The following is a 24,330-nucleotide window of genomic DNA, read 5'->3' on the forward strand; positions in this document are numbered from 1 at the left end:
GACTTGACGGAATGGGACCGGCTACCTCCATACCGCCCGGTCACCGCCGGGCGGCGCGTTGACGCGTTTTCCGGCGGCTGAACATGATTCATCCGTAGCGCCGGACGAAATGGTGGTGCCAATGGCGAAGAGCGAATTCGTGAGATTCCTCGGCGACCTCCGGGAGAATCCGCAAAGACGCGCTGAGTATAGCGCGAGAAATCTCAGTCAATTGTTGTTCCACGCCTCCGACGAGGGCTTCCGGTTCACCGCCGAGGAGCTGGTGTCGGTGGTCGGTGCCCTGGAGATCGAGGTCATCGTCGCCAAGGACGGCGAGTCCGTCGACGGCGGCAGCACGCTCTGGCGGCACATGTGGGGCAGGCGTTACCTGGACTACCTGCTCGATCACGTGGTGGCCAGGTTCGGCGAGCAGGAGCTGCGCGGGTTCGCGGCCGACGAGAGGCGGCCGGTCGCATGAGCGGGACGAACCTGATCGCGTTCCTGCGCCTGGCGGGCTCGCGTGCCGACGTGCTGGAGTCGCTGAAGGCCAAGAGCAAGGCGGAGGTCATCGCCGCCGCGGCCGAGCACGGGCTGCCGTTCTCCGAGGCCGACTTCAACGGCGTGGTGTGGGAGCTGGAGGAGCGTCTGGCCGACCTGCGCGGCGACGCCTTCGACGCCACCTTCCCGCTCTGGCGGACGATGTGGGGCCAGCACTACCTGGAGTTCCTGGTCGGCGACCTGCTGCCCGCGCTGGAGCGGGCCCGGCTGCTGGAGCCGTCGTGAGCGCCTACGACTACATCGTGGTGGGCGCGGGCAGCGCCGGGTGCGTCCTGGCCAGGCGGCTGCTGGACGCGCTGGGCTGCCGGGTGCTGCTGCTGGAGGCCGGCGGCCCGGACGACGCCGAGTGCGTGCACCGGACCGACGTCCCGTCGATGACGTCGATGTGGGGCTCGCCGGAGTTCGTCTGGGACTACGCGAGCACCCCGCAGCGGGAGCTGGGCGGCCGGGTCGTGCCCATCCCGCAGGGCCGCGTGACGGGCGGCGGCAGCTCGGTCAACGCCATGATGTACGTGCGGGGCAACCGCCGCGACTTCGACGGCTGGGCCGCGCTGGGCAACGACGGCTGGTCCTACGACGAGGTGCTGCCCTACTTCAGGCGCTCGGAGGACTACCCGGGCGGCTCGCCGGAGTACCGGGGCGGCGGCGGCCCGCTGAAGGTCGTCGACTACGGCTCGCCGTCGGACGCCTCGCGCGCCTTCGTCCGGGCGGCGATCGCCCGCGGCCGCGCCGACGGCACGGGCGACTACAACGGCCCCCGGCAGGAGGGCCTGGCCTTCTTCTACCAGTCCACCCGCGACAAGGACGGCCGCCGCTCCAGCACGTCGGAGGCGTTCCTGACGCCGGTGCTCGGCGAGCCCGGCCTCACGCTGGAGACCGGCGCCGTGGCCACCCGCCTCACCGTCGAGGGCGGCCGGGCCACCGGCGTGGAGTACGTCAAGGACGGGCGCGCGCACCGGGCCACGGCGGCGCAGGAGGTCATCGTGGCCTGCGGCGCGCTGGGCTCGCCGGCGCTGCTGCTGCGCTCGGGCCTCGGCCCGGCCGCGCACCTGCGCGAGCACGGCGTCGAGGTGGTCGCCGACCTGACGGGCGTGGGCCGCAACCTGCAGGACCACGTGCTGTTCGGCATCGGCTACGAGAGCCTGCGCGAGCTGCCCTTCCCCGAGCTGCTGGCCGAGGCGGGGCTGTTCACCAACGTCCTGGGCGGCGACGGGCCGGACCTGCAGTTCTTCTTCGGTCCGGTGCAGTTCATCGACGACCGGTACAAGACGGACGGCCCGGGGTTCACCTTCGCGCCGATCCTGCTGCAGCCGGAGAGCAGGGGCGAGGTGCGGCTGCGTCCCGGCGACCCGCTGCGTCCCGTCGTCGACCCGAACTACCTGGCGGCCGCCGCCGATCTGCGGCTGCTGACCGAGGCCATCGTCCTGGCCAGGGAGCTGGTCTCGGACGCGGCCTTCGACTCCCTGCGCGGCCGGGAGCTGGCCCCCGGGCCCGGCGTGACCAGCCCGGCCGCCCTGGCCGAGTACGTGCGGGCCAGCGCCTCGACCGTCTGGCACCCGGCCGGCACCTGCCGGATGGGCCGCGACGGCGAGGCGGTCGTCGAGCCCGACCTGCGGGTGCGCGGTGTGGACGGGCTGCGCGTGGCCGACGCCTCGGTCATGCCGGTCATCACCCGGGGCAACACCAACGCGGCCACGATCATGATCGCCGAGAAGGCCGCCGACCTGGTCGCCGCATCGGCACGGAGGTGAGCTGAGATGACACAGAGCTTCGACTTCGTCGTCGTCGGCGGCGGCACGGCCGGGTCGGTCATCGCCGCCCGGCTGAGCGAGCTGCCCGGGGCCAGCGTGCTGGTCCTGGAGGCGGGCGACACGAAGATCACGGACGCGGTCGAGGACCCGAGCCGGTGGAACGAGGTGCTGCTGACCGAGCTGGACTGGGCGTACATGAGCGAGCCGCAGCCGGGGCTCGGCGGGCGCCAGGTCTACTCGGCGGCGGGCCGCGGCCTGGGCGGGACCTCGAACGTCTACCACATGATCCACACGCGCGGCCGTCCGGCGGACTTCGACGCCTGGGCCTACGACGGCTGCCCCGGCTGGTCCTTCGCCGACGTCCTGCCCTACTTCCAGCGACTGGAGGGCCAGCGGGACGCGACCAACCCCACGGCGGGCCACGACGGCCCCATCAAGATCGTCAACGCCCGGGACATGGGCAACCCGGTCTCCCAGACGTTCGTCGACGCCTGCGTGGAGCTGGGTTACCCGCAGGTCGAGGACTTCAACGCCGACAGCTTCGGCGTGAGCTGGCACCACGTCGACATCGACGTCGACAAGGGCACCCGCTGCGGGGTGCGCGCCTCCTACCTGGAGCCGGCGCTGGAGCGGCTGAGCGTCGAGGTGGGCGCGCTGGCCACCCGGCTGCTGTTCGAGGGCGAGCGCTGCGTGGGCGTGGAGTACCTCAAGGACGGCGAGCTGCGGACCGTCAGGGCCGCGCACGAGGTGATCGTCAGCGCGGGCGCGATCCAGTCGCCCAAGCTGCTGCAGCTGTCCGGCATCGGCGAGGCCGGGGCGCTGGCCGCGCTCGGCATCCCGGTGGTCGCCGACCTGCCCGGCGTGGGCGCCAACTTCCACGACCACCCGCTGGTCATCGGCCCGATCGGGTACATGGAGGAGGCCGCGCCCGACCCGCGCGGGCAGGTGACCGAGGTCGGCCTGTTCTGGGGGTCGGAGCCGGGGCTGCCGGTGCCCGACATGGAGATCTGCCTGGTGCACCGGGCGCCGTTCGGCGACCAGTTCTTCGCCAACGTCATCAAGCGGGTGGAGACCGGGCAGCCGCTCACGCCGGTGCGCGAGCTGGTCGACCCGAAGATCGTGCTCACCCTGCCGGGGCTGGTCCGCCCGCTGTCACGGGGCAGCGTACGGCTGGCCGGCACCGACCCGACGGCCTACCCGCGGGTCAGCGCGAACTACTTCGCCGAGCGCTCGGACCTGGAGCGCACGGTGACGATGGTGCAGATCGCCCGCGACATCTACGCCAGCTCGGCCTTCCGGCGCGACTGGGGGCTGACGGAGGTCGCCCCCGGCCCGGACGTGCGGACCCGGGAGCAGCTCAGCGCCTGGGTGATGGAGAACGTCGGCTCGTACTACCACTTCGCCGGCTCCTGCAAGATGGGCTCCGACAGCCTCGCCGTGGTGGACACCCGGCTGCGGGTGCGCGGCGTCGAGGGGCTGCGCGTCGCCGACGCCTCGATCATGCCGACGATCGTCTCGGCCAACCCCCACACCACCACCGTGATGATCGGCGAGCGCGCGGCCGAGTTCGTCGCGGCGGACTTCCTCCCGGCCCGACAGGAGGCCACGCGATGATCCACCAGTTCATCTTCGGCGCCCCCAAGCCCGGCTTCACCGCCCAGCAGTTCCAGGACTACTGGGTCAACGTGCACGCGGTGAAGTTCGCCAGCAAGATCAAGCAGATCAGGCAGTACCTGGTCGACACCCGCATCCCCTTCGACGGCGACGTGGGCCGGCCGGCGCTGCCGCACCAGGGCATCGCCGAGATCTGGCTGGCCAACGCCGAGGAGCAGCTCGCCTCGCTGCAGAGCGAGGAGTTCCTCCAGGGCGCCCGGCTGGACGAGCCCAACTGGGCGGCGTTCTGGTCGACGATCGTGGTCGACACCGTCGCCCACGAGCTGGTGCCCGGCCCCAAGCCGCGGCCGGAGAGCTGGGTGAAGGTCACCACGCTGATCAAGCGGCGGCCCGGCATGCCGCTGGACACCTACCGCAAGCAGTCCCTGGAGTCCTACGCCGCCGCGGTGGCCGGGCTGCCGGGCCTGCGCAGGCACCTGCACTGCCACACCGTGGACGGCGCGTACACCTTCGGCGAGGCCGGCTTCGACGCCGTGGACCAGCTCTGGTTCGACGACGTGGACGCGCTGCGCGCCGCGCTGGCCTCGGCCCACCACGCCCGCCGGGTCAAGCCGGAGCTGGAGGCGATCGCCGACCCGGCCCACGTGTTCTCCATGACCTGCAAGGAAAACTGGATCATCCCTGGGGAGTCGGCATGACCAAGCGTGTACTCGTGATCCTCTCGGAGTTCGGCTACTGGGGGGAGGAGCTCGTCGGCCCGCTGTCGGCCTTCGACGAGCGCGGCTACGACGTCGTGTTCGCCACGCCGACCGGCAAGCAGCCGCACGCCCTGCCGCCCAGCATGGACCCCGACTACGTCGACCCGCCGCTCGGCCGCTCGGTCACCACGCCCGAGGTGGCCAAGCTGACCCGCGACCTGGACGAGTCGGGCCGCCTGGCCAACCCGCTCAACCTGTCGGCCTGGGCCCCCGAGCGCCCCTACACCAGCAGCCCCGACTACCTGCGCCGGCTGGAGTCCTACCACCGGGCGGTGGCCAAGCTGGAGGCCGAGCTGGTGCCCTACGACGCGGTGCTGATCGTGGGCGGCAGCGGGCCGATCGTGGACCTGGCCAACAACGAGCGGGTGCACGAGATCGTGCTCGCGTTCGTGCGGGCGGGCAAGCCGGTGGCGGCCGAGTGCTACGGCGTGGCCTGCCTGGCCTTCGCCCGCGACTGGGAGGACCGCAAGAGCATCATCTGGGGCAAGCGCGTCACCGGCCACTGCAAGGAGTACGACTACAAGGACGGCACCGGGTTCCTCGGCGTGCCCGACTTCAACATGGGGCCGCCGCCGTACCCGCTGGAGTACATCCTGCGGGACGCCACCGGGCCGGAGGGTCGCTACATCGGCAACTTCGGCAGGGAGACCTCGGTCATCGTGGACTTCCCGTTCGTCACCGGACGGTCCACGCCCGACTCGTTCCTGACCGGGCAGAAGATCGTCGAAGTGCTCGAGGGCGGCCTGCGCCGCTTCGGCTGGTGATGGCGGGCCATGGCCAGGGACGGCAACACCGCGATCATCGAGCAGTTCCTCAGCGACGGCATCACGTACATGTTCGGCAACCCGGGGACGGTCGAGCAGGGCTTCCTCGACGCGCTGGAGGGCTTCGAGGACTTCCACTACATCCTCACCCTGCAGGAGACGGTGGCGGCCGGCATCGCCGACGGCTACGCCCGCGCCACGGGCGGTCCCGCGCTCCTGCAGCTCCACAGCGGTGTGGGGCTGGGCAACGCGATCGGCATGCTGTACCAGGCCAAGCGGGGGCACTCCCCGCTGGTGGTCGTCGCCGGTGAGGCCGGGGTCGGCTACGACGCGATGGACGCCCAGATGGCCGCCGATCTCGTGGCCATGGCCCGGCCCGTCACCAAGCACGCCATGCGCGTGATCGACCCGGGCTCGGTGCTGCGGGTGCTGCGCCGGGCGGTGAAGCTGGCGATGACGCCGCCGCGCGGCCCGGTGTTCGTGGCGCTCCCGCTCGACGTGCTGGACCAGCCCAACCACGAGCCGGTCCAGCCGTCGGTGGTGCCGCACTCGGCCGCGCTGCCCGCCCCCGAGCTGGTCCGCCGGGCCGCCGAGCTGCTGTCCGGCGCCCGGTCCCCGATCATCCTGGCCGGCGACGGCGTGTCGGTCTCCGGCGCGCAGGCGGAGCTGACCCGGGTGGCCGAGCAGCTCGGCGCGGACGTGTGGGGCGTGGAGTTCTCCGAGGCGAACATGGACGGCCGGCACCCGCTCTTCCGCGGCCAGCTCGGCCACATGTTCGGCCAGGTAAGCGCGGACGCCGTCAAGGACGCCGACGCCGTGCTGGTGGTGGGCACGTACCTGTTCCCCGAGGTGTTCCCCTCGCTGAGCAGCCCGTTCGGCAAGGACGCGCGGATCGTGCACATCGACCTGGACTCGTACGAGATCGCCAAGAACCACCCGGTCACGCTGGGCCTGGTGGCCGACCCCCGGCTCACGCTGGCGGCGCTGTCGGCGGAGCTGGAGGGCACGCTGAGCCGGGCCGACCAGCAGGCGGCGGCGGCGCGGCTGGCCCGGCGGACGGCCGCGCCGCGCCCGGCGCCAGCCGAGGACTCGATACTCAACACGTTCATGCGCGAGCTGGCGGCGCGGGCCCCCGAGGACGTGATCGTCTTCGACGAGGGGCTGACCGCCTCCGGCGTGATCGGCTCCTACTTCCCGCCGCGCGGGCCGGGGAGCTGGTTCCTGACCCGCGGCGGCTCGCTCGGCGTGGGCATCCCGGGGGCTATCGGCGCCAAGCTCGCCCATCCGGACCGCACGGTGATCGGCTTCACCGGCGACGGCGGCAGCATGTACACCTTCCAGGCGCTGGCCACCGCCGTCCGGTACGACATCGCCGCCAAGTTCGTGATCTGCAACAACCACAGCTACCGGCTGCTGGACAACAACATCGAGGAGTACTGGCGCGGCCGGGGCATCCCCGGTCACCGCTTTCCTCGCTCCTTCGACCTCTCCTATCCCGATCTCCAGTTCACCGACCTGGCCAGGGGCTGCGGCGTGGACGGGCTGCGGGTGGAGAAGGCCGACCAGATCGAGGAGGCCGTCGAGCGGCTGCTCGGCCACGACGGCCCCTTCCTCATCGACCTCGTCACCGAACCGGGGAGGCCATTGTGAGCGGCATCGAGCCACGGGCCGGCGCGGCGCTGAACGGCCGCAAGATCGCCGTCCTGATGGAGAGCGACTACGTCGAGCCGGAGATCTTCTACTACGAGCGGCGCTTCGCCGAGGCCGGCGCCGAGGTGCACTTCATGACCCGCCTGTGGGGGCAGTCGTCGATCACCTTCACCGGCCACGAGTGGCGGGTGCCGTTCACCGTGGACCGCGGGTTCGAGGGCATCAGCGACCGTGAGCTGCGCTCCTACGCCGCGGTGATCGTGCCCTCGGGGATCGTCTCGGACCGGCTGCGCTACACCGACGACGTCAACCGGCTGGCGCCGGCCACCGCGTTCGTGCGGCGCGCGCTGGAGGAGCCGTCGATCATCACGGGCGTGATCTGCCACGGCCTGTGGCTGATGGCCGCCGCCCCCGAGACGATGCGCGGGCGCAAGGTCGTCGCGCACAACAACCTCGTGGGCGACGTGCGCAACATGGGCGCCGAGTACGTGGACCAGGACGTGGTCATCGACGGCAACCTGATCACCGGGCGCAGCGTGTACCACTGCCATCTGTTCGCCCACACCATCATCGGCCAGCTCGCCGAGACGCTGTAGGAGCAACGATGAACTTCACCTTCATGGACACCGTGGCCGGGCGGGTCGAACGGTTCGACGCCGGCTCCGGCTCCTTCCGGCTGGCGACCATCGACGGCCGTACGGTCGAGGTGCGCCTGGACGGCGAGGTCTCGGCCGAGCTGCTGCGCAACCTGGGCGAGCCGTACGTGGACGCGGGCGACCACGTGCGCGACATGCTGACGCCGGGCCGCCACCTGTTCGTCTACGGGATCTTCTACCCCGAGGGCGAGGAGCCGGTCTTCTCGGCCAAGCGGCTGATCTTCCTGGGCCGCGGGGCCGGCGAGTACCGGTTCGAGCAGCCCGACTGGTGGATCAACCAGCTCGACGAGATCGCCGCGTTCTACCGCCGCGCCCAGTTCGGGCAGGGGCCGGTCGACTTCCGCGACTACCGGACGATCCTGCGCCTGGGCGGCGACAAGACCGCCAGCCACGTGCAGGAGACCGACACGATCTCGCGGCTGGTGTACGGCATGGCCTCGGCGTACATGCTGACCGGCGACGACGCCTACCTGGAGGTCGCCGAGCGCGGCACCCGCTACCTGCGCGAGCACATGCGCTTCGTGGACCCCGAGAACGACGTCGTGTACTGGTACCACGGCATCAAGGTGGACGGCGAGCACGAGAAGAAGCTGTTCACCTCGGAGTTCGGCGACGACTACGACGCCATCCCGATGTACGAGCAGATCTACGCCCTGGCCGGCCCGACGCAGACGTACCGGGTCACCGGCGACAAGCGCATCGCCTCCGACGTCGACGCCACGCTGCGGCTGTTCGAGAAGTTCTTCCGCGACCACCGGCGCGGCGGCTACTACTCGCACGTCGACCCGATCCTGCTCAGCCCGCACCACGAGTCGCTCGGGCCGAACCAGTCGCGCAAGAACTGGAACTCCATCGGCGACCACGCCCCGGCCTACCTGATCAACTACTACCTGGCCACCGGCGACGAGCGCCACCTGGAGATGCTGGAGCGCACCTTCGACACGATCGTCGAGCACTTCCCCGAGCCGTCGAGCCCGTTCGTCAACGAGCGTTTCCACGACGACTGGAGTCACGACCTGACGCACGGCTGGCAGCAGGACCGCGCGGTCGTCGGGCACAACCTGAAGATCGCCTGGAACCTCATGCGCATGCACGGCGCCCGCCCCAAGGACGCCTACCGGGACCTGGCCGAGCACCTGGCCCGCACCATGCCGGCGGTCGGCAGCGACCAGCAGCGCGGCGGCTGGTACGACGTCGTCGAGCGGCACCGGGCCGAGGGCCAGCAGTGGCACCGCTTCGCCTGGCACGACCGCAAGGCGTGGTGGCAGCAGGAGCAGGCGATCCTGGCGTACCTGATCGTCGCCGGCGAGCTGGGCGGTGACGACCACCTGGAGCAGGCGCGCCAGGCGGCGGGCTTCTACAACGCCTTCTTCCTCGACCACGACGAGGGCGCGGTCTACTTCAACGTGCTGGCCAACGGCCTGCCGTACCTGCTCGGGACCGAGCGGTTCAAGGGCAGCCACTCGATGAGCATGTACCACTCCTCCGAGCTGTGCTTCCTGGCGACCGTCTACACGCGGCTGCTGGTCACGCGGCAGCCGCTCACCCTGCACTTCAAGCCGGGCCCGGACGCCGAGCGCATCCTGCGCGTCGCGCCCGACCTGCTGCCGGCCGGGCGGGTGCTGCTCACCGAGGCCGAGGTGGACGGCAAGCCGTACGAGGTGCTGGACCCGGTGGCGATGACCGTGGAGCTGCCGGTCTCGGCCGAGGCGCTGCGCGTCAAGGTGACCCTGACCCCGGTGCAGGAGTGAGCGTGCCGGCCATGGAGATCACGACGGACACGATCGGCCCGGTCACCGTGATCGGGCTCACCGGCCAGCTCGACAGCAGGTCGGCCCCGGCCGCGCAGGAGCGCATCCTGTCGCTGCTGCCGGACAGCCGCCCGGTGCTGCTCGACCTGACCGGCGTCAGCTACCTGTCCAGCGCGGGCCTGCGCACGATGCTGCTGGTCTACCGGCAGGCGCGGACCGTGGACAGCTTCATCGCCCTGGTGGGCCTGTCGGCCGAGCTGCGCGGGGTGATGGCGGCGACCGGGTTCCTGCGCTTCTTCGTCGTCGCCGACTGCGTGGCGGACGCGCTGGAGATCGTCCGGGCCGCCGAGCCGCGGGAGGAGGCCACATGAGCGTCGAGACGCAGGGCGTGCCGGGCCGGATCGACTCCTTCCCGACGGCCGAGCTGGCCGGGTTCGGGGTGCGGGCGGGCCATCCGATGCCGTTCGGCGCCACGCTGGTGCCCGGCGGGGTGAACTTCTCGGTCTACTCCAGCGGCGCGAGCGCGGTGTCGCTGGTGCTGTTCCGGCGCGGCGAGCGGGAACCGTTCGCCGAGCTGCCCTTCCCCGGCGAGTACCGGATCGGCGGCGTGTGGGCCATGACCGTGTTCGGCCTCGACCACGAGGGCGTCGAGTACGGCTACCGCGTCACCGGCCCGGAGACGCCGGCCCCCGGCGACCGGTTCGACCCGGCCAGGATCCTGGCCGACCCGTACGCCAGGGTCATGTCGGGCCGGGACGTGTGGGGCGCCGAGGTGGACTGGGACGACCCCTACCCCTACCGGTCGGTGCTGGTCTCCGACGACTTCGACTGGGAGGAGGACCGGCCGCTGCGCGTCGCGCCGGAGGACCTGGTCGTCTACGAGCTGCACGTGCGCGGCTTCACGGCGGACCCGTCCTCGGGGGTGTCGGCGCCGGGCACGTACGCGGGGCTGATCGAGAAGATCCCCTACCTGAAGGCGCTCGGCGTGAACTGCGTGGAGCTGATGCCGGTCTTCGAGTTCGACGAGTTCGACATGAGCCGGGTCAACCCGGTCACCGGCGAGCGCCTGTACAACTACTGGGGCTACTCGACGCTGGGCTTCTTCGCGCCCAAGGCCGGCTACGCGGCCACCGGCCGGTACGGCATGCAGTCCGACGAGTTCAAGAACCTGGTCAAGGAGCTGCACCGGGCCGGGATCGCGGTGGTGCTGGACGTGGTCTTCAACCACACGGCCGAGGGCAACGAGAACGGCCCGACGATCCACTTCCGCGGCCTGGACAACGGCACCTACTACATGCTCACGCCGGAGGGTTACTACTACAACTTCAGCGGCACCGGGAACACCTTCAACTGCAACCACCCGGTGGTGCGCGACTACGTGCTCGACTGCCTGCGCTACTGGGCCGGCGAGTACCACATCGACGGCTTCCGCTTCGACCTGGCCGCGATCCTGGACCGCGGCCAGGACGGCGCGCCGCTGGCGAACCCGCCGCTGATCGAGACGCTGGCCCACGACCCGCTGCTGCGCGACTGCCTGCTGATCGCCGAGGCGTGGGACGCGGGCGGCCTGTACCAGGTGGGCTCCTTCCCCGGGTACCAGCGCTGGTCGGAGTGGAACGGCCGCTACCGCGACGCGCTGCGCCGCTTCCTCAAGGCCGACCCCGGCTCGGCCGGCGAGCTGGCCACCCGGCTGGTCGGCTCGCCCGACCTGTACGCCTCCCGCGGCACGCTCGCCTCGGTCAACTTCGTCACCTGCCACGACGGGTTCACGCTGGCGGACCTGTTCGCCTACAACGGCAAGCACAACGAGGCCAACGGCGAGGACAACCGCGACGGCAACGACGACAACCAGAGCTGGAACTGCGGCGCCGAGGGCCCGACGCAGGACGCCGAGGTGCTGGCGCTGCGCGGGCGGCAGGCCAGGAACGCGATGCTGCTGCTCCTGCTCAGCCAGGGCATCCCGATGATCCTGGCCGGCGACGAGGTCGGCCGCAGCCAGCAGGGCAACAACAACGCCTACTGCCACGACGGCCCGCTGTCGTGGTTCGACTGGGGCCTGACCGAGCGCAACGGCGACCTGCTGCGGTTCGTGCGCGAGTGCGTCGCCTTCCGCGCCGCGCACCCGATGGTGCGCGACCGCCGCCACCCGTGCGGCGACGAGGGCGCCGGCGGGCTGCCGCAGGTGTCCTGGCACGGCGAGCGGGCCGGCGAGCCCGACTGGTCGCCGGACAGCACGCTGGTGGCGATGCTGCGCAGCGGCCCGGCGGCCGGCGGTGGCGAGGAGCACCTGTACCTGGCCGCCAACACCCACTGGCAGGCGCGGGAGCTGGAGCTGCCCGCCCTGCCGGGCGGCGCGGTGTGGCACCTGTTCGCCGACACCGCGGCCGCCGCCCCCGGCGACGTCCACCCGCCGGGCCAGGAGCCGCCGCTGGCCGACCAGCGGCGGATCGTCGTCGGCCCGCGGGCCGCGGTCGCGCTGGTCGGCCGCGCCCATCCCTGAAATTCCGTGAAGGAGATCCCATGTCGTTCAACGCGATCCTGACCCACGACGGCAGCACCGCCCTGATCACCCTGGAGGGCGAGCTGGACGCCCTGACCGCCGAGACCTTCAGGAGGGAGGTGGAGCGCGCGGCCGAGGCCGCGGCCGAGCTGCTGGTGCTGGAGATGTCGCAGCTCAGCTACATGTCCTCGGCGGGGCTGCGCGGGCTGGTGTTCGCCCGGCAGAAGCTGGCCGACGACGTGCGCATCGTGCTGGTCGGCGCCAACGACGCCATCGAGCAGACCATCCGGCTGGTCGGCTTCCACCACAGCGTGGACTTCAGCGATGCGATCCCCGAGTAGGCAGTCGATGGAGCGGCTCAGGCTCCCCGCCGAGCCCGAGTCGCTGGACGAGCTGATGGCCTACGTGCAGACGCTGAGCGCGCTCGGCGGGCTGACCCGCACGCGCGCCCACTGGCTGCGGCTGGCCGCCGAGGAGCTCATCGTCAACATCATCACCCACGGCCACCGCGACCGGCCGGGCGAGCTGGAGCTGACCGGCGGGGTGGAGCCGGGCCGGGTCTGGCTGCGCCTGACCGACTCGGCGCCGCCGTTCGACCCGACCGCCTACGAGGCCGTTCCCGACCTGGAACGGCCGCTGGGCGAGCGCCGGCCGGGCGGGCTGGGCGTCTACCTGGCCCGTACGGTCGCCGACCAGGTCCGCTACGAGTACAGCTCGGGTCGTAACCAGACGACCATCATCATGAACCGCGTCTAGGAGGTACCGATGGATGCGGAGGTGACCCTCGTCGTCAGTGGCCCATCACCAGCAGCGGAAGAGCTGTGCCTGCTGCTGGCCGCCGACGGCGCTCCCGTGGCCAGGCGCACCCCCGAGCAACTGCTGGCCGAGGCGCCTCCGCCCACCGGTCTGCTGCTGGTGAACGCGAGCCTCGACGTGGAGGTCGTGCGTGAGGTGACGCAGGTCGTCCAGGCCGGCGCGCGGCCGCCCGTCGTGGTCGCGTTCACCGACGGCGACCTGCGCCAGCTCGAACCGCACGTGCTGGCCGGGCTGGACTACATCGTCCCGCCCTTCGTGCCGGAGCTGCTGCACCGCAGGTTGCGGGCGGGCCAGGTGTTCGGCCGCTTCCCGGGCGCCGAGGAGGAGGCGCTGCTGAAGTACGAGCGCGAGCTGCAGATCGGGCGGGAGATCCAGGCGGGCTTCCTGCCCGACGCGCTGCCGGCCCGCGCGGGCTGGCAGCTCACCGTCCGGTTCCAGCCGGCCAGGGAGGTCGCGGGGGACTTCTACGACGCCCTGGAGCTGCTGGGCGGTTCGCGGATCGGGCTGGTGGTGGCCGACGTGTGCGACAAGGGCGTCGGCGCCGCCCTGTTCATGGCCCTGATCAGGACCCTGCTGCGGCACACGGCCGCGCACGTGGGGACCGGCGAGGCCGACCTCGACCAGGACGACACCACGCCGCTGCTGCGCGCGGTGATCGCGACCAACGACTACCTGACCGCCAACCACCTGCGCCAGGGCTACTTCGCCACGCTGTTCTTCGGCGTGCTCGACCCGGTCACCGGCGCGCTGGTCTACATCAACTGCGGGCACAACCCGCCCATCATCCGCCACGCGGGCGGCGGCCACACCCTGCTGCGTCCCACCGGGCCGGCGCTGGGGCTGGTGCCCGACTCCGTCTTCGAGGTCGGCAGGGCCCACCTGGACCAGGGGGACCTGCTGTTCGCCTACACCGACGGCGTGCCCGAGGCCAGGGACGAGTCCGGCCGCTTCTTCAGCGAGGAGCTCATGCTGACCCTCGTCTCGCAGCCCGCCACGGGGGCGGACGACCTGCTGGACAGGCTCGAACGGGAGATCAGCGCGCACATCGGGTCCGCCGAGCAGTTCGACGACATCACCATGATCGCTCTACGTAGGACACCCACGGGGAAGTACGGACAATGAATGAGATCGCCGGAATCGCATTGGCGGGCGGACAGGGTCTCAGGGCCCGGCCGCTCACCCTGGAGGCCCCCGGCCACCTGCGGAGCAAGGCCACGGTCTGCTTCGCCGGACGGCCGGTCATCGAATGGCAGATCATGGCCCTGCGCGACCAGGGGGTCAGCGACTTCTACCTGATCGCCAACGGCCGGGAGAACCGTTACCAGGCCAAGGACGTGCTCGGGCACGGCGAGGGGCTGGGCGTGCACGTGCGCTACTCGCGGCCCCGGATGGACTGGACCAACACCGGTTCCGGCGAGGCGACGCTGAGCAGCCTGGACTACTGGGAGCTCGACGGGCTGGCGCTGGTCTTCCCGACCGACTCGCTGTTCGAGTTCGACCTGGAGGAGCTGGTCCGCCGCCACCGCGACAGCGACGCGGTGGTCACCGTGGCCGTGGTCGAGCGGCCGGCCGAGGAGGTGGCGGGCAAGTACGGAACGATGGTCACGGACGCCTCCGGGCAGATCCGGCGTTTCGTGGAGAAACCACCGCTGGCCGAGGTGCACGCCCTGGCCGCCGACCCGGCCCGGGTGCCCGTCAACGCCGGGCTCTACCTGGTCGACTGCGGGCGGCTGCGGAAGCTGGCCGGGGAGCCGGCGCTGGCCGAGCTGGCCCGCCACCGGCTCGACTGGGGGCACGACCTGCTCCCGTGGCTGGTGGAGGCCGGGCACCGGGTCGGCATCGCGCCCATCGCCAAGCTGGGCGACCTGGGCAACCTGCGCGACTATCTCGACACGCTGACCGACGCGCTGAGCGGCGGCTACCCGCACGTGCTCAAGGGCATGCTGCGGGCCTACCCCGGCAACGTGCGCATCCACGAGTCCTCGCTGCGCCAGCGGGACGCGACGTCGGGCATGACGCTGGCCGAGAAGATCAGCGCGGGCCTGGTCAGGATCGGGCCGAACGTGCACATCGGCCGGGACGTCGAGATCGGCCCCGGCGTGGTCGTCTCCGACTCCGCGATCGGCGACGGCGTCGACCTGCACACCGGGTGCCGGCTGCAGCGGGTGGCCTGCCTGGACGGCGCGATCATCGGGCCCTGGGCGCGGCTCACCGACACGCACGTGGGGACGATGGTCACGGTGGAGTCGTTCGTGGACTGCGTGACCGTGCTGAGCGGCTACAGCGCGCTGGGCAACGGAGTGACGGTTCAGGCCGGCGTGCGGCTGTCCGGGGTGACGGTGTACCCGGGGCTGACCGTGCCGGCGCACTGCGAGGCCGCCGCCGGCACCTCGTTCGAGACCATCGCCGACCTGCAGGACGCGTGACACATGACTGAGACGCTGGTGTTGACCGAGATCTCCGAGATCGCCGCGGGGCGCGTGCCCGTCGTCGGCGTCCGGCCCGTCGTGGCGGGCGGGTGCCGGCCCGCGCGCGCGGTGCCGGGCGAGCCGTTCGAGGTGTCGGCGACCCTGTTCAGGGAGGGGCACGGCGTGGTGGGCGCGAACGTCGTGCTCACCGACCCCGACGGCAAGCAGGCCGCCTGGATCCCGATGGCGGCCGTGTCCCAGGGCTCCGACCGGTACGCGGCCGAGGTGGCCGCCCACCGGGAGGGCGAGTGGACGTTCCGGGTGGAGGCGTGGAGCGATCCCGTGGCGACCTGGCTGCACGTGGCCGAGGTGAAGATCCCCGCCGCGATCGACGTGGCCGTGACGATGGAGGCGGGCGCCCGGCTGCTGACCAGGGCCGCCGCCCAGCCCGAGGTGCCGCCCGCCGACGCCCGGCTGCTGCGCGTGGCCGCCGCGACGCTGCGCGACGGCGAGCTGGACCCCGAGGCGCGGCTGGCGATCGCGCTGGCCGAGCCGGTGCTGCGGACGCTGGCCCGCCGGCCGCTGCGCGACCACGTGACGGCCGGGGAGGACCTGCCGCTGCTGGTGGAGCGCGAACGGGCGCTGTACGGGGCCTGGTACGAGTTCTTCCCCCGCTCCGAGGGCGCCGTGGTGGACCCCACGGGGTGTCACCCGCCGCGCTCGGGCACCTTCCGGACCGCGGCCGAGCGGCTGCCCGCCGTCGCGGCGATGGGCTTCGACGTGGTCTACCTGCCGCCGATCCACCCGATCGGCCGGACCAACCGCAAGGGGCCGGGCAACTCGCCGATCGCCGGGCCGCACGACCCCGGCTCGCCGTGGGCGATCGGCTCGGCCGCCGGCGGGCACGACGCCGTCCATCCCGACCTGGGGACGATCGACGACTTCGACTTCTTCGTGGCCAGGGCCGGCGAGCTGGGCCTGGAGGTGGCGCTGGACTTCGCGTTGCAGTGCTCGCCCGACCACCCGTGGGTACGGGAGCACCCGCGGTGGTTCGAGCACCGGCCCGACGGCAGCATCGCCTACGCCGAGAACCCGCCCAAGAAGTACCAGGACATCTACCCGATCTCCTTCGACGCCGATCCCGGCGGCATCCTGGCCGAGTCGCTGCGGGTGCTGCGCCACTGGATGGGCCACGGGGTGCGGATCTTCCGGGTGGACAACCCGCACACCAAGCCGGTGTTCTTCTGGGAACGCCTGATCGCCGAGATCAACCGCACCGACCCGGACGTCGTCTTCCTGGCCGAGGCGTTCACCCGCCCGGCGATCATGCACACGCTGGCCGCCGTCGGCTTCCAGCAGTCCTACACCTACTTCACCTGGCGCAACGCCAAGCCGGAGCTGGAGAGCTACCTGGGCGAGCTGGCCGGGGAGGCGGCGGCGTACATGCGGCCGAACCTGTTCGTCAACACGCCCGACATCCTGCACGCCTACCTCCAGGAGGGCGGCCCCGCCGCGTTCCGGGTGCGGGCCGCGCTGGCCGCGACGGCCTCCCCCACGTGGGGCGTGTACGCCGGGTTCGAGCTGTGCGAGCGCGAGCCGGCCGCGCCGGGCAGCGAGGAGTACAAGGACTCGGAGAAGTACCAGTACCGGCCGCGCGACTGGTCGGCGGGCGGCACGCTGGCGCCCTTCCTGGCCACGCTGAACCGGGTCCGCCGCCGCCATCCGGCCCTGCGCCTGCTGCGCAACCTGCGTTTCCAGCACGCCGACGACGACGCCGTGCTCTGCTTCGCCAAGCAGGCGGGCGAGGACACCGTGATCGTCGTGGTCAACCTCGATCCGCACCACGTGCGGCAGGCCACGGTGACGCTGGACCTGCCCGACCTCGGGCCCTCCTTCCGGGTGCGCGACGAGCTGACCGGCGAGGTCTACCAGTGGGGGGCGCGCAACTTCGTGCGGCTGGACCCGTCCAGGCAGCCGGCGCACATCCTGACGGTGGAGCGGTGATGGACGTCCTGACCGGCGGTGTCCCGTCCGTGCTGGGCGAGCTGGACCTGCACCTCATCGGCGAGGGCAGGCACGAGGAGCTGTGGCGGGCGCTGGGCGGGCGCACCCGGACGGTGGGCGGCGTGGCGGGCGCCTCGTTCGCCGTGTGGGCGCCGGGCGCGCGCGAGGTGCGGCTGGTGGGCGACCTGAACGGCTGGGACGGCGCCGGGCACGCGCTGCGCCGGGCGCCCGGCGGCGGCCTGTGGGAGCTGTTCGTGCCCGGGGCCGGCGACGGCTGCCGGTACATGTACGAGATCACCGGCGCGGACGGCCGTGCCCGGCGCAAGGCCGACCCGCTGGCCCTGGCGGCCGAGCACCCGCCGCGCACCGCTTCGGTGGTGTTCACCTCGCGGCACCGCTGGCGCGACGGCGCGTGGCTGGCGGCCCGCGGCGACGGCCCGGCCCGCGAGGCGCCCATGAGCGTGTACGAGCTGCACCTGGGCTCCTGGCGGCGCGGCCTGACCTACCGCGACCTGGCCGAGCAGCTGCCCGGGTACCTGCGCGGCATGGGCTTCACCCACGCGGAGCTCATGCCGGTGGCCGAGCATCCCTTCGGCGGCTCCTGGGGCTACCAGATCTCCTCCTACTACGCGCCGAGCTCCCGCTACGGCACCCCCGACGACTTCCGCGCCCTGGTCGAGGCGCTGCACCTGGCCGGGATCGGGGTGATACTCGACTGGGTGCCGGCGCACTTCCCGCGCGACGACTGGGCGCTGGCCCGCTTCGACGGCGGCCCCCTGTACGAGCACCCCGACCCGCTGCGCGGCGAGCATCCCGACTGGGGCACGCTCACCTTCGACCTGGGCCGCCCGGAGGTGCGCAACTTCCTCATCGCCAACGCCCTCTACTGGTGCGAGGAGTTCCACGTCGACGCCCTGCGCGTGGACGCCGTCGCCTCGATGTTGTACCTGGACTACTCCCGCCCGGACGGCGCCTGGCGGCCCAACGCGCACGGCGGCAGGGAGCACCTGGAGGCGATCGCGTTCCTGCGGGAGCTGAACGACACCGTCCACCGGCGCTGCCCCGGGGTGCTGACGATCGCCGAGGAGTCCACGGCGTGGGAGGGGGTGACCCGGCCGACGGCCGCCGGCGGGCTGGGGTTCGACTTCAAGTGGAACATGGGCTGGATGCACGACACGCTCGGCTACATGCGGCGCGACCCGGTGCACCGGCCGTACCACCATCACGCGCTGACGTTCGGGCTGACGTACGCGTACGCGGAGGACTTCGTGCTGCCGCTCAGCCACGACGAGCTGGTGCACGGCAAGGGCTCGCTGGCCGGGAAGATGCCGGGCGACGAGTGGCAGCGGCTGGCGAACCTGCGCGCGTACCTGGCCTTCATGTGGGCGCATCCGGGCAAGAAGCTGCTGTTCATGGGCCAGGAGTTCGCGCAGCGGAGCGAGTGGTCCCATGATCGCGAGCTGGACTGGGCGCTGCTGCGCGACCCGCGGCACAAGGGCGTGCGCGACCTGGTCAGGGACCTGAACCGGCGCTACGCCGCCACCCCGGCGCTGTGGCGGCTGGACTGCTCCCCCGGCGGCTTCAGCTGGATCGACGCCGACGACGCCGGTTCCAGCGTCTACTCCTTCGTGCGCTGGGACCGGTGGGGGGCGCCGCTGGTGTGCGTGAGCAACCTGTCGCCGGCGCCGCGTCACGGGCACCGGCTGGCGCTGCCCTCCGGCGGGCGCTGGCACGAGGTGCTCAACACCGACGCCGCCTGTTACGGCGGCGGGAACCTCGGCAACCTGGGCTCGGTCACGGGCACGAGCTCGGACGGGGGTGCGGTCGCCGAGGTGCTGCTGCCGCCGCTGGCGACGCTCTGGCTGGTCCCCGGGGAGGAGGCGTCAGAGCGTCAGCAGTGAGGCGGCCATGGCCTTGTTCACCGCGTCGAGGCGGGAGGTGGCGTCGAGCTTGGTGAAGATGTTGCGCAGGTGACGCTTGACCGTGCCTTCGGCGATCATCAGCCGGGTGGCGATCTGGGCGTTGCTGAGGCCCTGGGCGGCCAGGGACAGCACGCTCAGCTCCCGCTCGGACAGCTTGCCGGCGCGCGGCCGGCCGGCCATCATCAGGCTCTCGCGCGAGACCGACAGGACCACGCGCTCGGCGTCCGCGCAGACGCCGCGGATGGCCTGCACCAGCTCCTCCCGGCCGACGCTCTTGAGCAGGTAGCCGCGCACGCCGTGGGCGATGAGCTCCTGCACCAGCACCGGGTCGTCGTACATGCTCAGCACGATGACGCGGGACCGGGGCGAGACCCGGTGGATGTGGGTGGTGGTGCGCACGACGCCGTCGCCGGGCATCTCCACGTCGAGCACCACGACGTCCGGCCGCAGCGCCTCGGCCGACTTCACCGCCGCGCGCGCGTCCCCCGCGGTGGCGACGACACGGAGGTCGGGTTCGAGCTCCAGCGTCTGCTTGAGCGTCTCCCGCAGGATCGTGTGGTCGTCGGCGATGAGGACGTCAATGCTGCCTTCTCTTTGCATCCGATGTTTCCTTCGGCCGCTCGTCCCGGACAGCCCGGACAGGGGCACGGAAGACGACCTCGGTGCCCTTCCCGGGGGAGCTCTCTATGGTCACCAGGCCGCCCATGGCGACCCCGCGCTCGCGCATGGAGGTCAGGCCGTTCCCATGTTTCGCGCGCCAGCCCGAGAAACCCCGGCCGTTGTCCCGCACAATTGCTGTGATCCGGTCGTGCGCAATCTTGACGCACACTTCGAGCAGGTCGGCGCCCGCGTGGGAGATGCTGTTGGTAATGGCTTCGCGTAATATCAGGAATAACTCGTCCCGAATACGCGGAGGTAGGCCGTCGACATCGCCGATAAGGGTGATTCGATGCTCCAGCCGAGGGTCCACAATGGTGGTCATCAGCCGTACCAGCGCTTGCTCCATTCCCGGCCAATGGGCGTGAACGCGCAGGTCGGATATGACGTCGCGGATTTCCTGGTGGGCTCGGAGCAGCGCGGCCTTCGCCTCCTTCACATGCACCGGGAAACCGTCCGTACCGCGTGCGTGACCGATTTCGGCGAGCTCCAGCTGCCGGCTCGCCACGCTGATCTCGTGGCCCACCCGGTCGTGCAGGTCGCGGGAAATTCGCCGCCATTCGCGGGCGTCGCCGCGACCGCCGTCCATTGCCCCGGCCAGGGCTCCGGAAGAGCGGTCCGTACTGGCCTTGAGCCGGGCCACCATCAGGTCGAGCAGCTCTTCCGCCAACTCCGCGCACTCGCCCGGAGCGGCTCCGGAAGTTGATTCTTCAATTTCGCCGCACAGCTGTGCCAAGATCGCAGCCTTATGGGCCTCGATCCGTTCGGCTATCACAACCGTGGGCTGGATGTTGCACTGCACTGGTCATCCCCCGTAGTGTGTGTCGCCTTACTCAGTCACCGGCGCAGATCCCCGCATCATATGATCACATGATTCCGGTGGATGCAAGAGTGCACTCCAGACTCATCGGGCGGCAAGTCCATTACCCGCACACCTGACTGAGCGCACGTGTGATGTAATACCGGGTTATCGATGAGCACCCGGTAGATGCCTCCGGGAGTACTCCCTTTAATACTCCCGGACAGCCCCGCTGCCACCTTGGTGTTACTCTCTTGTGCGAACCAAAACTTAACTGCGATCCTGACCGCGTTCGCCATTACGGATCTTCTCTAATGCAGGTGAGGGGCGGTCATGAGAGAACTCGCGGTGAACGAGCGCGAAGAGTTCGCAGAATTCTTCGGTACGATATTCGGTTCGCTGCCGCGCTCCGACCAGCGTAGCGCGGCCGAGTCGTACGTGCTGGGGCTGCTGCACGCGGGCGGGCGCAAGTCCATCCAGCGCATCGCCGACGAGGTGGGCGGTCCGCACAACGGCCAGTCGCTGCAGCAGTTCGTCAACCAGAGCCGCTGGGACCCGCGCCCGGTCCGCCGCACCGTCGCCGACGTGCTGGCGGCCGGCGCGCCCCCGGCCGCGTGGCTGGTGGAGGAGGTGGCCTTCACCAAGCACGGCCGCTGGTCGGCGGGCGTCGAGCGCCAGTACGTGCGCGGCCTCGGCCGCACGGTCAACTGCCAGGTGGGCGCGGCCGTGCTGATGAGCTCGGGCGAGGCGGCCGTGCCGGTCAACTGGCGGCTGTGCCTGCCGCAGTCGTGGGAGGCCGACCACGACCGGCGGGCCCGGGCGCACGTGCCCGACCAGGAGCGGCACCGGCCCTTCGGCGAGCACGTGATCGACCTGGTCGACGACCTGACGCTCGACTGGGGCACGCCCGTCGCGCCGCTGGTGGCCGACCTCACCCACGTCCGAGGCGTCGCCGACCTGCTGCGCGGCCTGGAGGACCGCGGCCTCGACTACGTCGTCGAGGTCGACGCCCGCCACCGGGTCAGGGCCTCGATGAGCGTGGTGCGCGGGGGCGGCCCGCGGGCCCGCGTCGCGCTGGCCGAGGCGGCGCAGGCCGCGGCCGGGCTGGAGCGGCGCACGGTGGCCTGGTGGGAGGGGCCGCGGGGGCGGTCGCTGCGTTCGCAGTTCGTCCTCCTGCCGGTCTCCGACGAGCAGGCGCGCTCGCGCAGGCTGCTGGTGGAGTGGCCGCTCGGCCGGCCGCGGCCGCGCGCGTTCTGGCTGACGAACATGTCCGTGCCGGCGCAGGAGCTGGTCGCGCTGGCCAAGTCCCGCTGGCGGGCCGCCCACGCCATCGGCGAGCTGGCCGGGGGATTCGGGCTGTTCGACTACGAGGGCCGTTCCTTCCACGGCTGGCACCACCACGTCACGCTGGCCTCGGCCGCCTACGCCTACGACGTGCGCTGGCGGCTGGCCGCCGGCGACGAGCCGGCGCTGCTGCCCGCGTGAGCACCCGCACGACGCACGAGGAGTCACACCGCTCGATGAAACCGAAAGCAGACAAGCAAGTCACCTGGGTCGAGCTCTTCTTCGACCTGGTCTTCGTGTTCGCCGTCACCCAGCTGTCCGACCTGCTCCACCGCGGCCACGGCTGGGGCAGCGTGGGGCAGGCCGTCGTCGTGCTGGTGCCGACGTACTGGGCCTGGGTGGGCATGGCGGTGCACGCCAACACCCGCGACGTCAACAACACCCCCGACCGGCTGGGCATCCTGGCGCTCAGCCTGTGCGGCCTGTTCATGGCGCTGGCCACCCCCCTCGCCTACGAGGAGCGCGGCCTGATGTTCGGCGCCGCCTACTTCGCCCAGCGCTCGCTGCTGGCCGCCCTGTACTTCCGCGGCCGGCCGTTCGAGCTGGTCAACCCCTTCACGCTCTCGGTGTGCGTGACCGGGCCGCTGCTGCTGGCCGGGGGCCTGCTGGACAGCGGCACCCGGGTGTGGGTCTGGGCCGCGGCCGCCGCCATCGACCTGGCCGCGCCGGTGCTGACCCGCAGCCACCTGGTGCGGGTCAACTTCCACCCCCATCACTTACCCGAGCGGTTCGGCCTGTTGCTGATCATCGCGATGGGCGAGCCGATCCTGGCCATCGGCGCGCAGGCGTCGGCGGCGCGCCCGCTCGCCGTGGGCTCGATCAGCGCGGTCGCCGCGACGTTCGTGCTGGCCTGCGCGCTGTGGTGGGTGTACTTCATCTTCGCCGCCGAGTCGCTGCCCAAGGCCCTGGACGAGGCCGTGATCCGCACCGACCTGATCCGGCGCGTCTTCTCCTACGGCCACCTGGCCTTCATCGGGTCGATCATGGCGATGGCGGTGGGCATGGCCGAGGTCGTCTCCCATCCGGGCCAGGTCTTCGCCGCCCCCGTGACCGCGCTGCTGTTCGGCGGCTGCGCCCTGTACTTCGCGACGTTCTGCTACGCCCGCTGGCACATCTTCGCCAAGTGGTCGGGGCCGCAGCTCGCCATGCCCGTGGCCATCCTGGCGATCATCCCGGTCTCGTTGCAGGCGCCGGCGCTGCTGTCCGTGGCCGCTCTGGTGCTGGTGGTGATGACGTTCAACTTCCTGGAACATTCGCGGGCCAGATCCGAGTCCGACGCCTTGACTTAGCGCGCGCTCTAACCGGCAAGGTGAAGGCGGCGGCGCCGGTCGTGCGGGCCGCCACCAGGACCTGAACCGGGTGGACAACTGAGGAGCGTCATGAAGAATCCCGCTGTTCGAGTCGCGGTCGCCTACCTGGTGTCCGCGGTCGTCGGCGTCGTGATCATCGCTTCGTTCGTCGGAGCGCTGCACCACCCGGTTCCGCACGGGGTGCCGCTCGCCGTGGTGGGCCCCGACGCCGCCCGGCTGGAGCAGTCCGCGGGCGGGGCCGTGGACGCGCGCCCGTACGCCGACGCGGCCGGCGCGCGGGCGGCGGTGCTCCGGCGCGAGGTCGAGGCCGCCTACCTGGCGGGCGAGGGCCGCCTGCTGGTGGCCAGCGCGGGCGGCGACACGGCGGCCCCGCACTTCACCGCCCTGATGCAGCGCGCCGCCGGACGGCAGCTCGCGGTCGAGGACGTGCGGCCGCTGGCCGAGGGCGACTCCTCCGGTGTGTCCGGCATGTTCTACGTGCTGGGCCTGCTGCTGACCGCGCTGGCGACGACCGTGCTCACCATGCGGATGCAGCCGATGATGCACCGGGGGCTGCGGCTGGCGGTGCTCGCGCTCGGCGCGGTGACCGGCGGCCTGGCGCTCACCTGGGTCGTCGGCGGCCTGCTCGGCGCGCTCACCGGCGCCCCACTCGGGCTCCTGGCCGCCTCCAGCGCGGTGATCTTCCTGGTCTCGGTGGCGGTGAACGGCCTGATGCGCCGCTTCGGGCCGCGCGGCGTGATCGCGGCGGCCGTGCTGTTCATCCCGATCGGCCTGCCGGCCAGCGGCGGGCCGTTCGGCGCCGCGTTCATCGAGCCCTGGTACGCGGCGCTCGGCTACGTGCTGCCCACCCGGTCGGCGCTCGAACTGGTGCGCAGCGTGGTCTACTTCGACGGTGCGGCCCTGGCCGTCCCGCTGACGGTGCTCGGCCTGTGGGCGGTGCTCGGCCTGGTGCTGATGGCGCTGCCGCCGCGCCCGATGCCCCGGCCGGCCGCGCCCGCCGCGCCGGCGGTCCCCGTCGCCGGGGCCGCCCCCGGCGCCCACTGAACACTGGACAGGCCACCGGCCCCCGGACCGGCGCGGCTGCGGGTG

At 71.8% G+C, this 24,330-nt stretch carries 22 protein-coding genes; 20 read left to right on the forward strand and 2 right to left on the reverse strand.

The genetic code is table 11. The features are described 5' to 3' along the window. Nucleotides 1-211 precede the first annotated feature (211 nt). The 17 genes from ABZ459_RS38055 to glgB are packed head-to-tail and all read left to right on the forward strand — an operon-like array spanning nucleotide 212 to nucleotide 19,110. Complete coding sequence (locus tag ABZ459_RS38055) at nucleotides 212-457, forward strand: hypothetical protein (protein ID WP_352363715.1); 246 nt, start codon at nucleotides 212-214, stop codon at nucleotides 455-457. Continuing rightward, complete coding sequence (locus ABZ459_RS38060; protein ID WP_357981138.1) at nucleotides 454-762, forward strand: Nif11-like leader peptide family natural product precursor; 309 nt, start codon at nucleotides 454-456, stop codon at nucleotides 760-762. The genes ABZ459_RS38055 and ABZ459_RS38060 overlap by 4 nt, the downstream gene beginning before the upstream one ends. Continuing rightward, a complete protein-coding gene (locus ABZ459_RS38065) occupies nucleotides 759-2,288 on the forward strand; it encodes a GMC family oxidoreductase N-terminal domain-containing protein (RefSeq protein WP_357981141.1) in 1,530 nt (509 codons plus the stop codon). The genes ABZ459_RS38060 and ABZ459_RS38065 overlap by 4 nt, the downstream gene beginning before the upstream one ends. A gap of 6 nt (nucleotides 2,289-2,294) precedes the next feature. Next, nucleotides 2,295-3,902, forward strand: coding sequence for a GMC family oxidoreductase N-terminal domain-containing protein (locus ABZ459_RS38070; protein WP_357981144.1), 1,608 nt, complete (start codon nucleotides 2,295-2,297; stop codon nucleotides 3,900-3,902). Then, complete coding sequence (locus tag ABZ459_RS38075) at nucleotides 3,899-4,600, forward strand: EthD domain-containing protein (protein WP_357981146.1); 702 nt, start codon at nucleotides 3,899-3,901, stop codon at nucleotides 4,598-4,600. The genes ABZ459_RS38070 and ABZ459_RS38075 overlap by 4 nt, the downstream gene beginning before the upstream one ends. Further along, nucleotides 4,597-5,424 carry a type 1 glutamine amidotransferase domain-containing protein gene (locus tag ABZ459_RS38080; RefSeq protein WP_357981149.1) on the forward strand — a complete coding sequence of 276 codons (828 nt, stop codon included), beginning with the start codon at nucleotides 4,597-4,599 and terminating at the stop codon, nucleotides 5,422-5,424. The genes ABZ459_RS38075 and ABZ459_RS38080 overlap by 4 nt, the downstream gene beginning before the upstream one ends. Nucleotides 5,425-5,433: 9 nt before the next feature. Then, the gene (locus ABZ459_RS38085; RefSeq protein ID WP_357981152.1) at nucleotides 5,434-7,074 is read left to right on the forward strand and encodes a thiamine pyrophosphate-binding protein; all 1,641 of its coding nucleotides are present in this window, start codon (nucleotides 5,434-5,436) and stop codon (nucleotides 7,072-7,074) included. After that, nucleotides 7,071-7,670, forward strand: a complete 600-nt coding sequence (locus ABZ459_RS38090) for a DJ-1/PfpI family protein (RefSeq protein ID WP_357981155.1) — start codon at nucleotides 7,071-7,073, stop codon at nucleotides 7,668-7,670. Before ABZ459_RS38085 ends, ABZ459_RS38090 begins: the two co-directional genes overlap by 4 nt. 8 nt (nucleotides 7,671-7,678) lie before the next feature. Beyond that, nucleotides 7,679-9,481 carry an AGE family epimerase/isomerase gene (locus tag ABZ459_RS38095; RefSeq protein ID WP_357981158.1) on the forward strand — a complete coding sequence of 601 codons (1,803 nt, stop codon included), beginning with the start codon at nucleotides 7,679-7,681 and terminating at the stop codon, nucleotides 9,479-9,481. An 11-nt stretch (nucleotides 9,482-9,492) separates the two neighbouring features. Continuing rightward, nucleotides 9,493-9,852, forward strand: a complete 360-nt coding sequence (locus ABZ459_RS38100) for an anti-sigma factor antagonist (RefSeq protein WP_357981161.1) — start codon at nucleotides 9,493-9,495, stop codon at nucleotides 9,850-9,852. Beyond that, the gene (gene glgX / locus ABZ459_RS38105; protein ID WP_357981164.1) at nucleotides 9,849-11,981 is read left to right on the forward strand and encodes a glycogen debranching protein GlgX; all 2,133 of its coding nucleotides are present in this window, start codon (nucleotides 9,849-9,851) and stop codon (nucleotides 11,979-11,981) included. Before ABZ459_RS38100 ends, glgX begins: the two co-directional genes overlap by 4 nt. Nucleotides 11,982-12,001: 20 nt before the next feature. Further along, on the forward strand, nucleotides 12,002-12,322 hold the full coding sequence (locus ABZ459_RS38110) for an anti-sigma factor antagonist (RefSeq protein WP_352329001.1): 321 nt from the start codon (nucleotides 12,002-12,004) through the stop codon (nucleotides 12,320-12,322). Beyond that, the gene (locus ABZ459_RS38115; RefSeq protein ID WP_357981167.1) at nucleotides 12,306-12,737 is read left to right on the forward strand and encodes an ATP-binding protein; all 432 of its coding nucleotides are present in this window, start codon (nucleotides 12,306-12,308) and stop codon (nucleotides 12,735-12,737) included. Before ABZ459_RS38110 ends, ABZ459_RS38115 begins: the two co-directional genes overlap by 17 nt. Before the next feature lie 9 nt (nucleotides 12,738-12,746). Next, nucleotides 12,747-13,919 carry a PP2C family protein-serine/threonine phosphatase gene (locus ABZ459_RS38120; RefSeq protein ID WP_357981170.1) on the forward strand — a complete coding sequence of 391 codons (1,173 nt, stop codon included), beginning with the start codon at nucleotides 12,747-12,749 and terminating at the stop codon, nucleotides 13,917-13,919. Continuing rightward, a complete protein-coding gene (locus ABZ459_RS38125) occupies nucleotides 13,916-15,223 on the forward strand; it encodes an NDP-sugar synthase (RefSeq protein ID WP_357981173.1) in 1,308 nt (435 codons plus the stop codon). Before ABZ459_RS38120 ends, ABZ459_RS38125 begins: the two co-directional genes overlap by 4 nt. Before the next feature lie 3 nt (nucleotides 15,224-15,226). Further along, a complete protein-coding gene (locus tag ABZ459_RS38130; RefSeq protein WP_357981176.1) occupies nucleotides 15,227-17,209 on the forward strand; it encodes an alpha-1,4-glucan--maltose-1-phosphate maltosyltransferase in 1,983 nt (660 codons plus the stop codon). Continuing rightward, nucleotides 17,209-19,110, forward strand: a complete 1,902-nt coding sequence (gene glgB / locus ABZ459_RS38135; protein WP_357981179.1) for a 1,4-alpha-glucan branching protein GlgB — start codon at nucleotides 17,209-17,211, stop codon at nucleotides 19,108-19,110. Before ABZ459_RS38130 ends, glgB begins: the two co-directional genes overlap by 1 nt. Here the strand turns inward: glgB and ABZ459_RS38140 are convergent. Beyond that, nucleotides 19,093-19,731 carry a response regulator transcription factor gene (locus ABZ459_RS38140; protein WP_357981182.1) on the reverse strand — a complete coding sequence of 213 codons (639 nt, stop codon included), beginning with the start codon at nucleotides 19,729-19,731 and terminating at the stop codon, nucleotides 19,093-19,095. The genes glgB and ABZ459_RS38140 overlap by 18 nt on opposite strands. Then, nucleotides 19,709-20,590 (reverse strand): ATP-binding protein, encoded by an 882-nt coding sequence (locus ABZ459_RS38145; RefSeq protein ID WP_357981185.1) that lies wholly within the window; start codon nucleotides 20,588-20,590, stop codon nucleotides 19,709-19,711. Before ABZ459_RS38145 ends, ABZ459_RS38140 begins: the two co-directional genes overlap by 23 nt. 330 nt (nucleotides 20,591-20,920) lie before the next feature. Between ABZ459_RS38145 and ABZ459_RS38150 the strand changes: the two genes are divergently transcribed. From ABZ459_RS38150 to ABZ459_RS38160, 3 genes are all read left to right on the forward strand, one after another. Next, the gene (locus ABZ459_RS38150) at nucleotides 20,921-22,072 is read left to right on the forward strand and encodes an IS701 family transposase (RefSeq protein ID WP_357981188.1); all 1,152 of its coding nucleotides are present in this window, start codon (nucleotides 20,921-20,923) and stop codon (nucleotides 22,070-22,072) included. Nucleotides 22,073-22,107: 35 nt separating this feature from the next. Then, entirely contained in the window at nucleotides 22,108-23,220 is a 1,113-nt protein-coding gene (locus tag ABZ459_RS38155) for a low temperature requirement protein A (protein WP_357981191.1), read from the forward strand. A 90-nt stretch (nucleotides 23,221-23,310) separates the two neighbouring features. Then, nucleotides 23,311-24,285, forward strand: a complete 975-nt coding sequence (locus ABZ459_RS38160) for a hypothetical protein (RefSeq protein WP_357981194.1) — start codon at nucleotides 23,311-23,313, stop codon at nucleotides 24,283-24,285. Nucleotides 24,286-24,330 lie beyond the last annotated feature (45 nt).

The sequence above is a fragment of the Nonomuraea sp. NPDC005692 genome (assembly GCF_040631115.1).
Taxonomy (GTDB): domain Bacteria; phylum Actinomycetota; class Actinomycetes; order Streptosporangiales; family Streptosporangiaceae; genus Nonomuraea.

What these genes read in the sequence shown, in the direction of transcription:
- ABZ459_RS38060 (WP_357981138.1), top strand. Translation starts at nt 454, where the DNA reads ATGAGCGGGACGAACCTGATCGCGTTCCTGCGCCTGGCGGGCTCGCGT.
- ABZ459_RS38070 (WP_357981144.1), top strand. Translation starts at nt 2,295, where the DNA reads ATGACACAGAGCTTCGACTTCGTCGTCGTCGGCGGCGGCACGGCCGGG.
- ABZ459_RS38075 (WP_357981146.1), top strand. Translation starts at nt 3,899, where the DNA reads ATGATCCACCAGTTCATCTTCGGCGCCCCCAAGCCCGGCTTCACCGCC.
- ABZ459_RS38080 (WP_357981149.1), top strand. Translation starts at nt 4,597, where the DNA reads ATGACCAAGCGTGTACTCGTGATCCTCTCGGAGTTCGGCTACTGGGGG.
- ABZ459_RS38085 (WP_357981152.1), top strand. Translation starts at nt 5,434, where the DNA reads ATGGCCAGGGACGGCAACACCGCGATCATCGAGCAGTTCCTCAGCGAC.
- ABZ459_RS38095 (WP_357981158.1), top strand. Translation starts at nt 7,679, where the DNA reads ATGAACTTCACCTTCATGGACACCGTGGCCGGGCGGGTCGAACGGTTC.
- ABZ459_RS38100 (WP_357981161.1), top strand. Translation starts at nt 9,493, where the DNA reads ATGGAGATCACGACGGACACGATCGGCCCGGTCACCGTGATCGGGCTC.
- glgX (WP_357981164.1), top strand. Translation starts at nt 9,849, where the DNA reads ATGAGCGTCGAGACGCAGGGCGTGCCGGGCCGGATCGACTCCTTCCCG.
- ABZ459_RS38110 (WP_352329001.1), top strand. Translation starts at nt 12,002, where the DNA reads ATGTCGTTCAACGCGATCCTGACCCACGACGGCAGCACCGCCCTGATC.
- ABZ459_RS38115 (WP_357981167.1), top strand. Translation starts at nt 12,306, where the DNA reads ATGCGATCCCCGAGTAGGCAGTCGATGGAGCGGCTCAGGCTCCCCGCC.
- ABZ459_RS38120 (WP_357981170.1), top strand. Translation starts at nt 12,747, where the DNA reads ATGGATGCGGAGGTGACCCTCGTCGTCAGTGGCCCATCACCAGCAGCG.
- ABZ459_RS38125 (WP_357981173.1), top strand. Translation starts at nt 13,916, where the DNA reads ATGAATGAGATCGCCGGAATCGCATTGGCGGGCGGACAGGGTCTCAGG.
- ABZ459_RS38130 (WP_357981176.1), top strand. Translation starts at nt 15,227, where the DNA reads ATGACTGAGACGCTGGTGTTGACCGAGATCTCCGAGATCGCCGCGGGG.
- glgB (WP_357981179.1), top strand. Translation starts at nt 17,209, where the DNA reads ATGGACGTCCTGACCGGCGGTGTCCCGTCCGTGCTGGGCGAGCTGGAC.
- ABZ459_RS38140 (WP_357981182.1), bottom strand. Translation starts at nt 19,731, where the DNA reads ATGCAAAGAGAAGGCAGCATTGACGTCCTCATCGCCGACGACCACACG.
- ABZ459_RS38150 (WP_357981188.1), top strand. Translation starts at nt 20,921, where the DNA reads ATGAGAGAACTCGCGGTGAACGAGCGCGAAGAGTTCGCAGAATTCTTC.
- ABZ459_RS38155 (WP_357981191.1), top strand. Translation starts at nt 22,108, where the DNA reads ATGAAACCGAAAGCAGACAAGCAAGTCACCTGGGTCGAGCTCTTCTTC.
- ABZ459_RS38160 (WP_357981194.1), top strand. Translation starts at nt 23,311, where the DNA reads ATGAAGAATCCCGCTGTTCGAGTCGCGGTCGCCTACCTGGTGTCCGCG.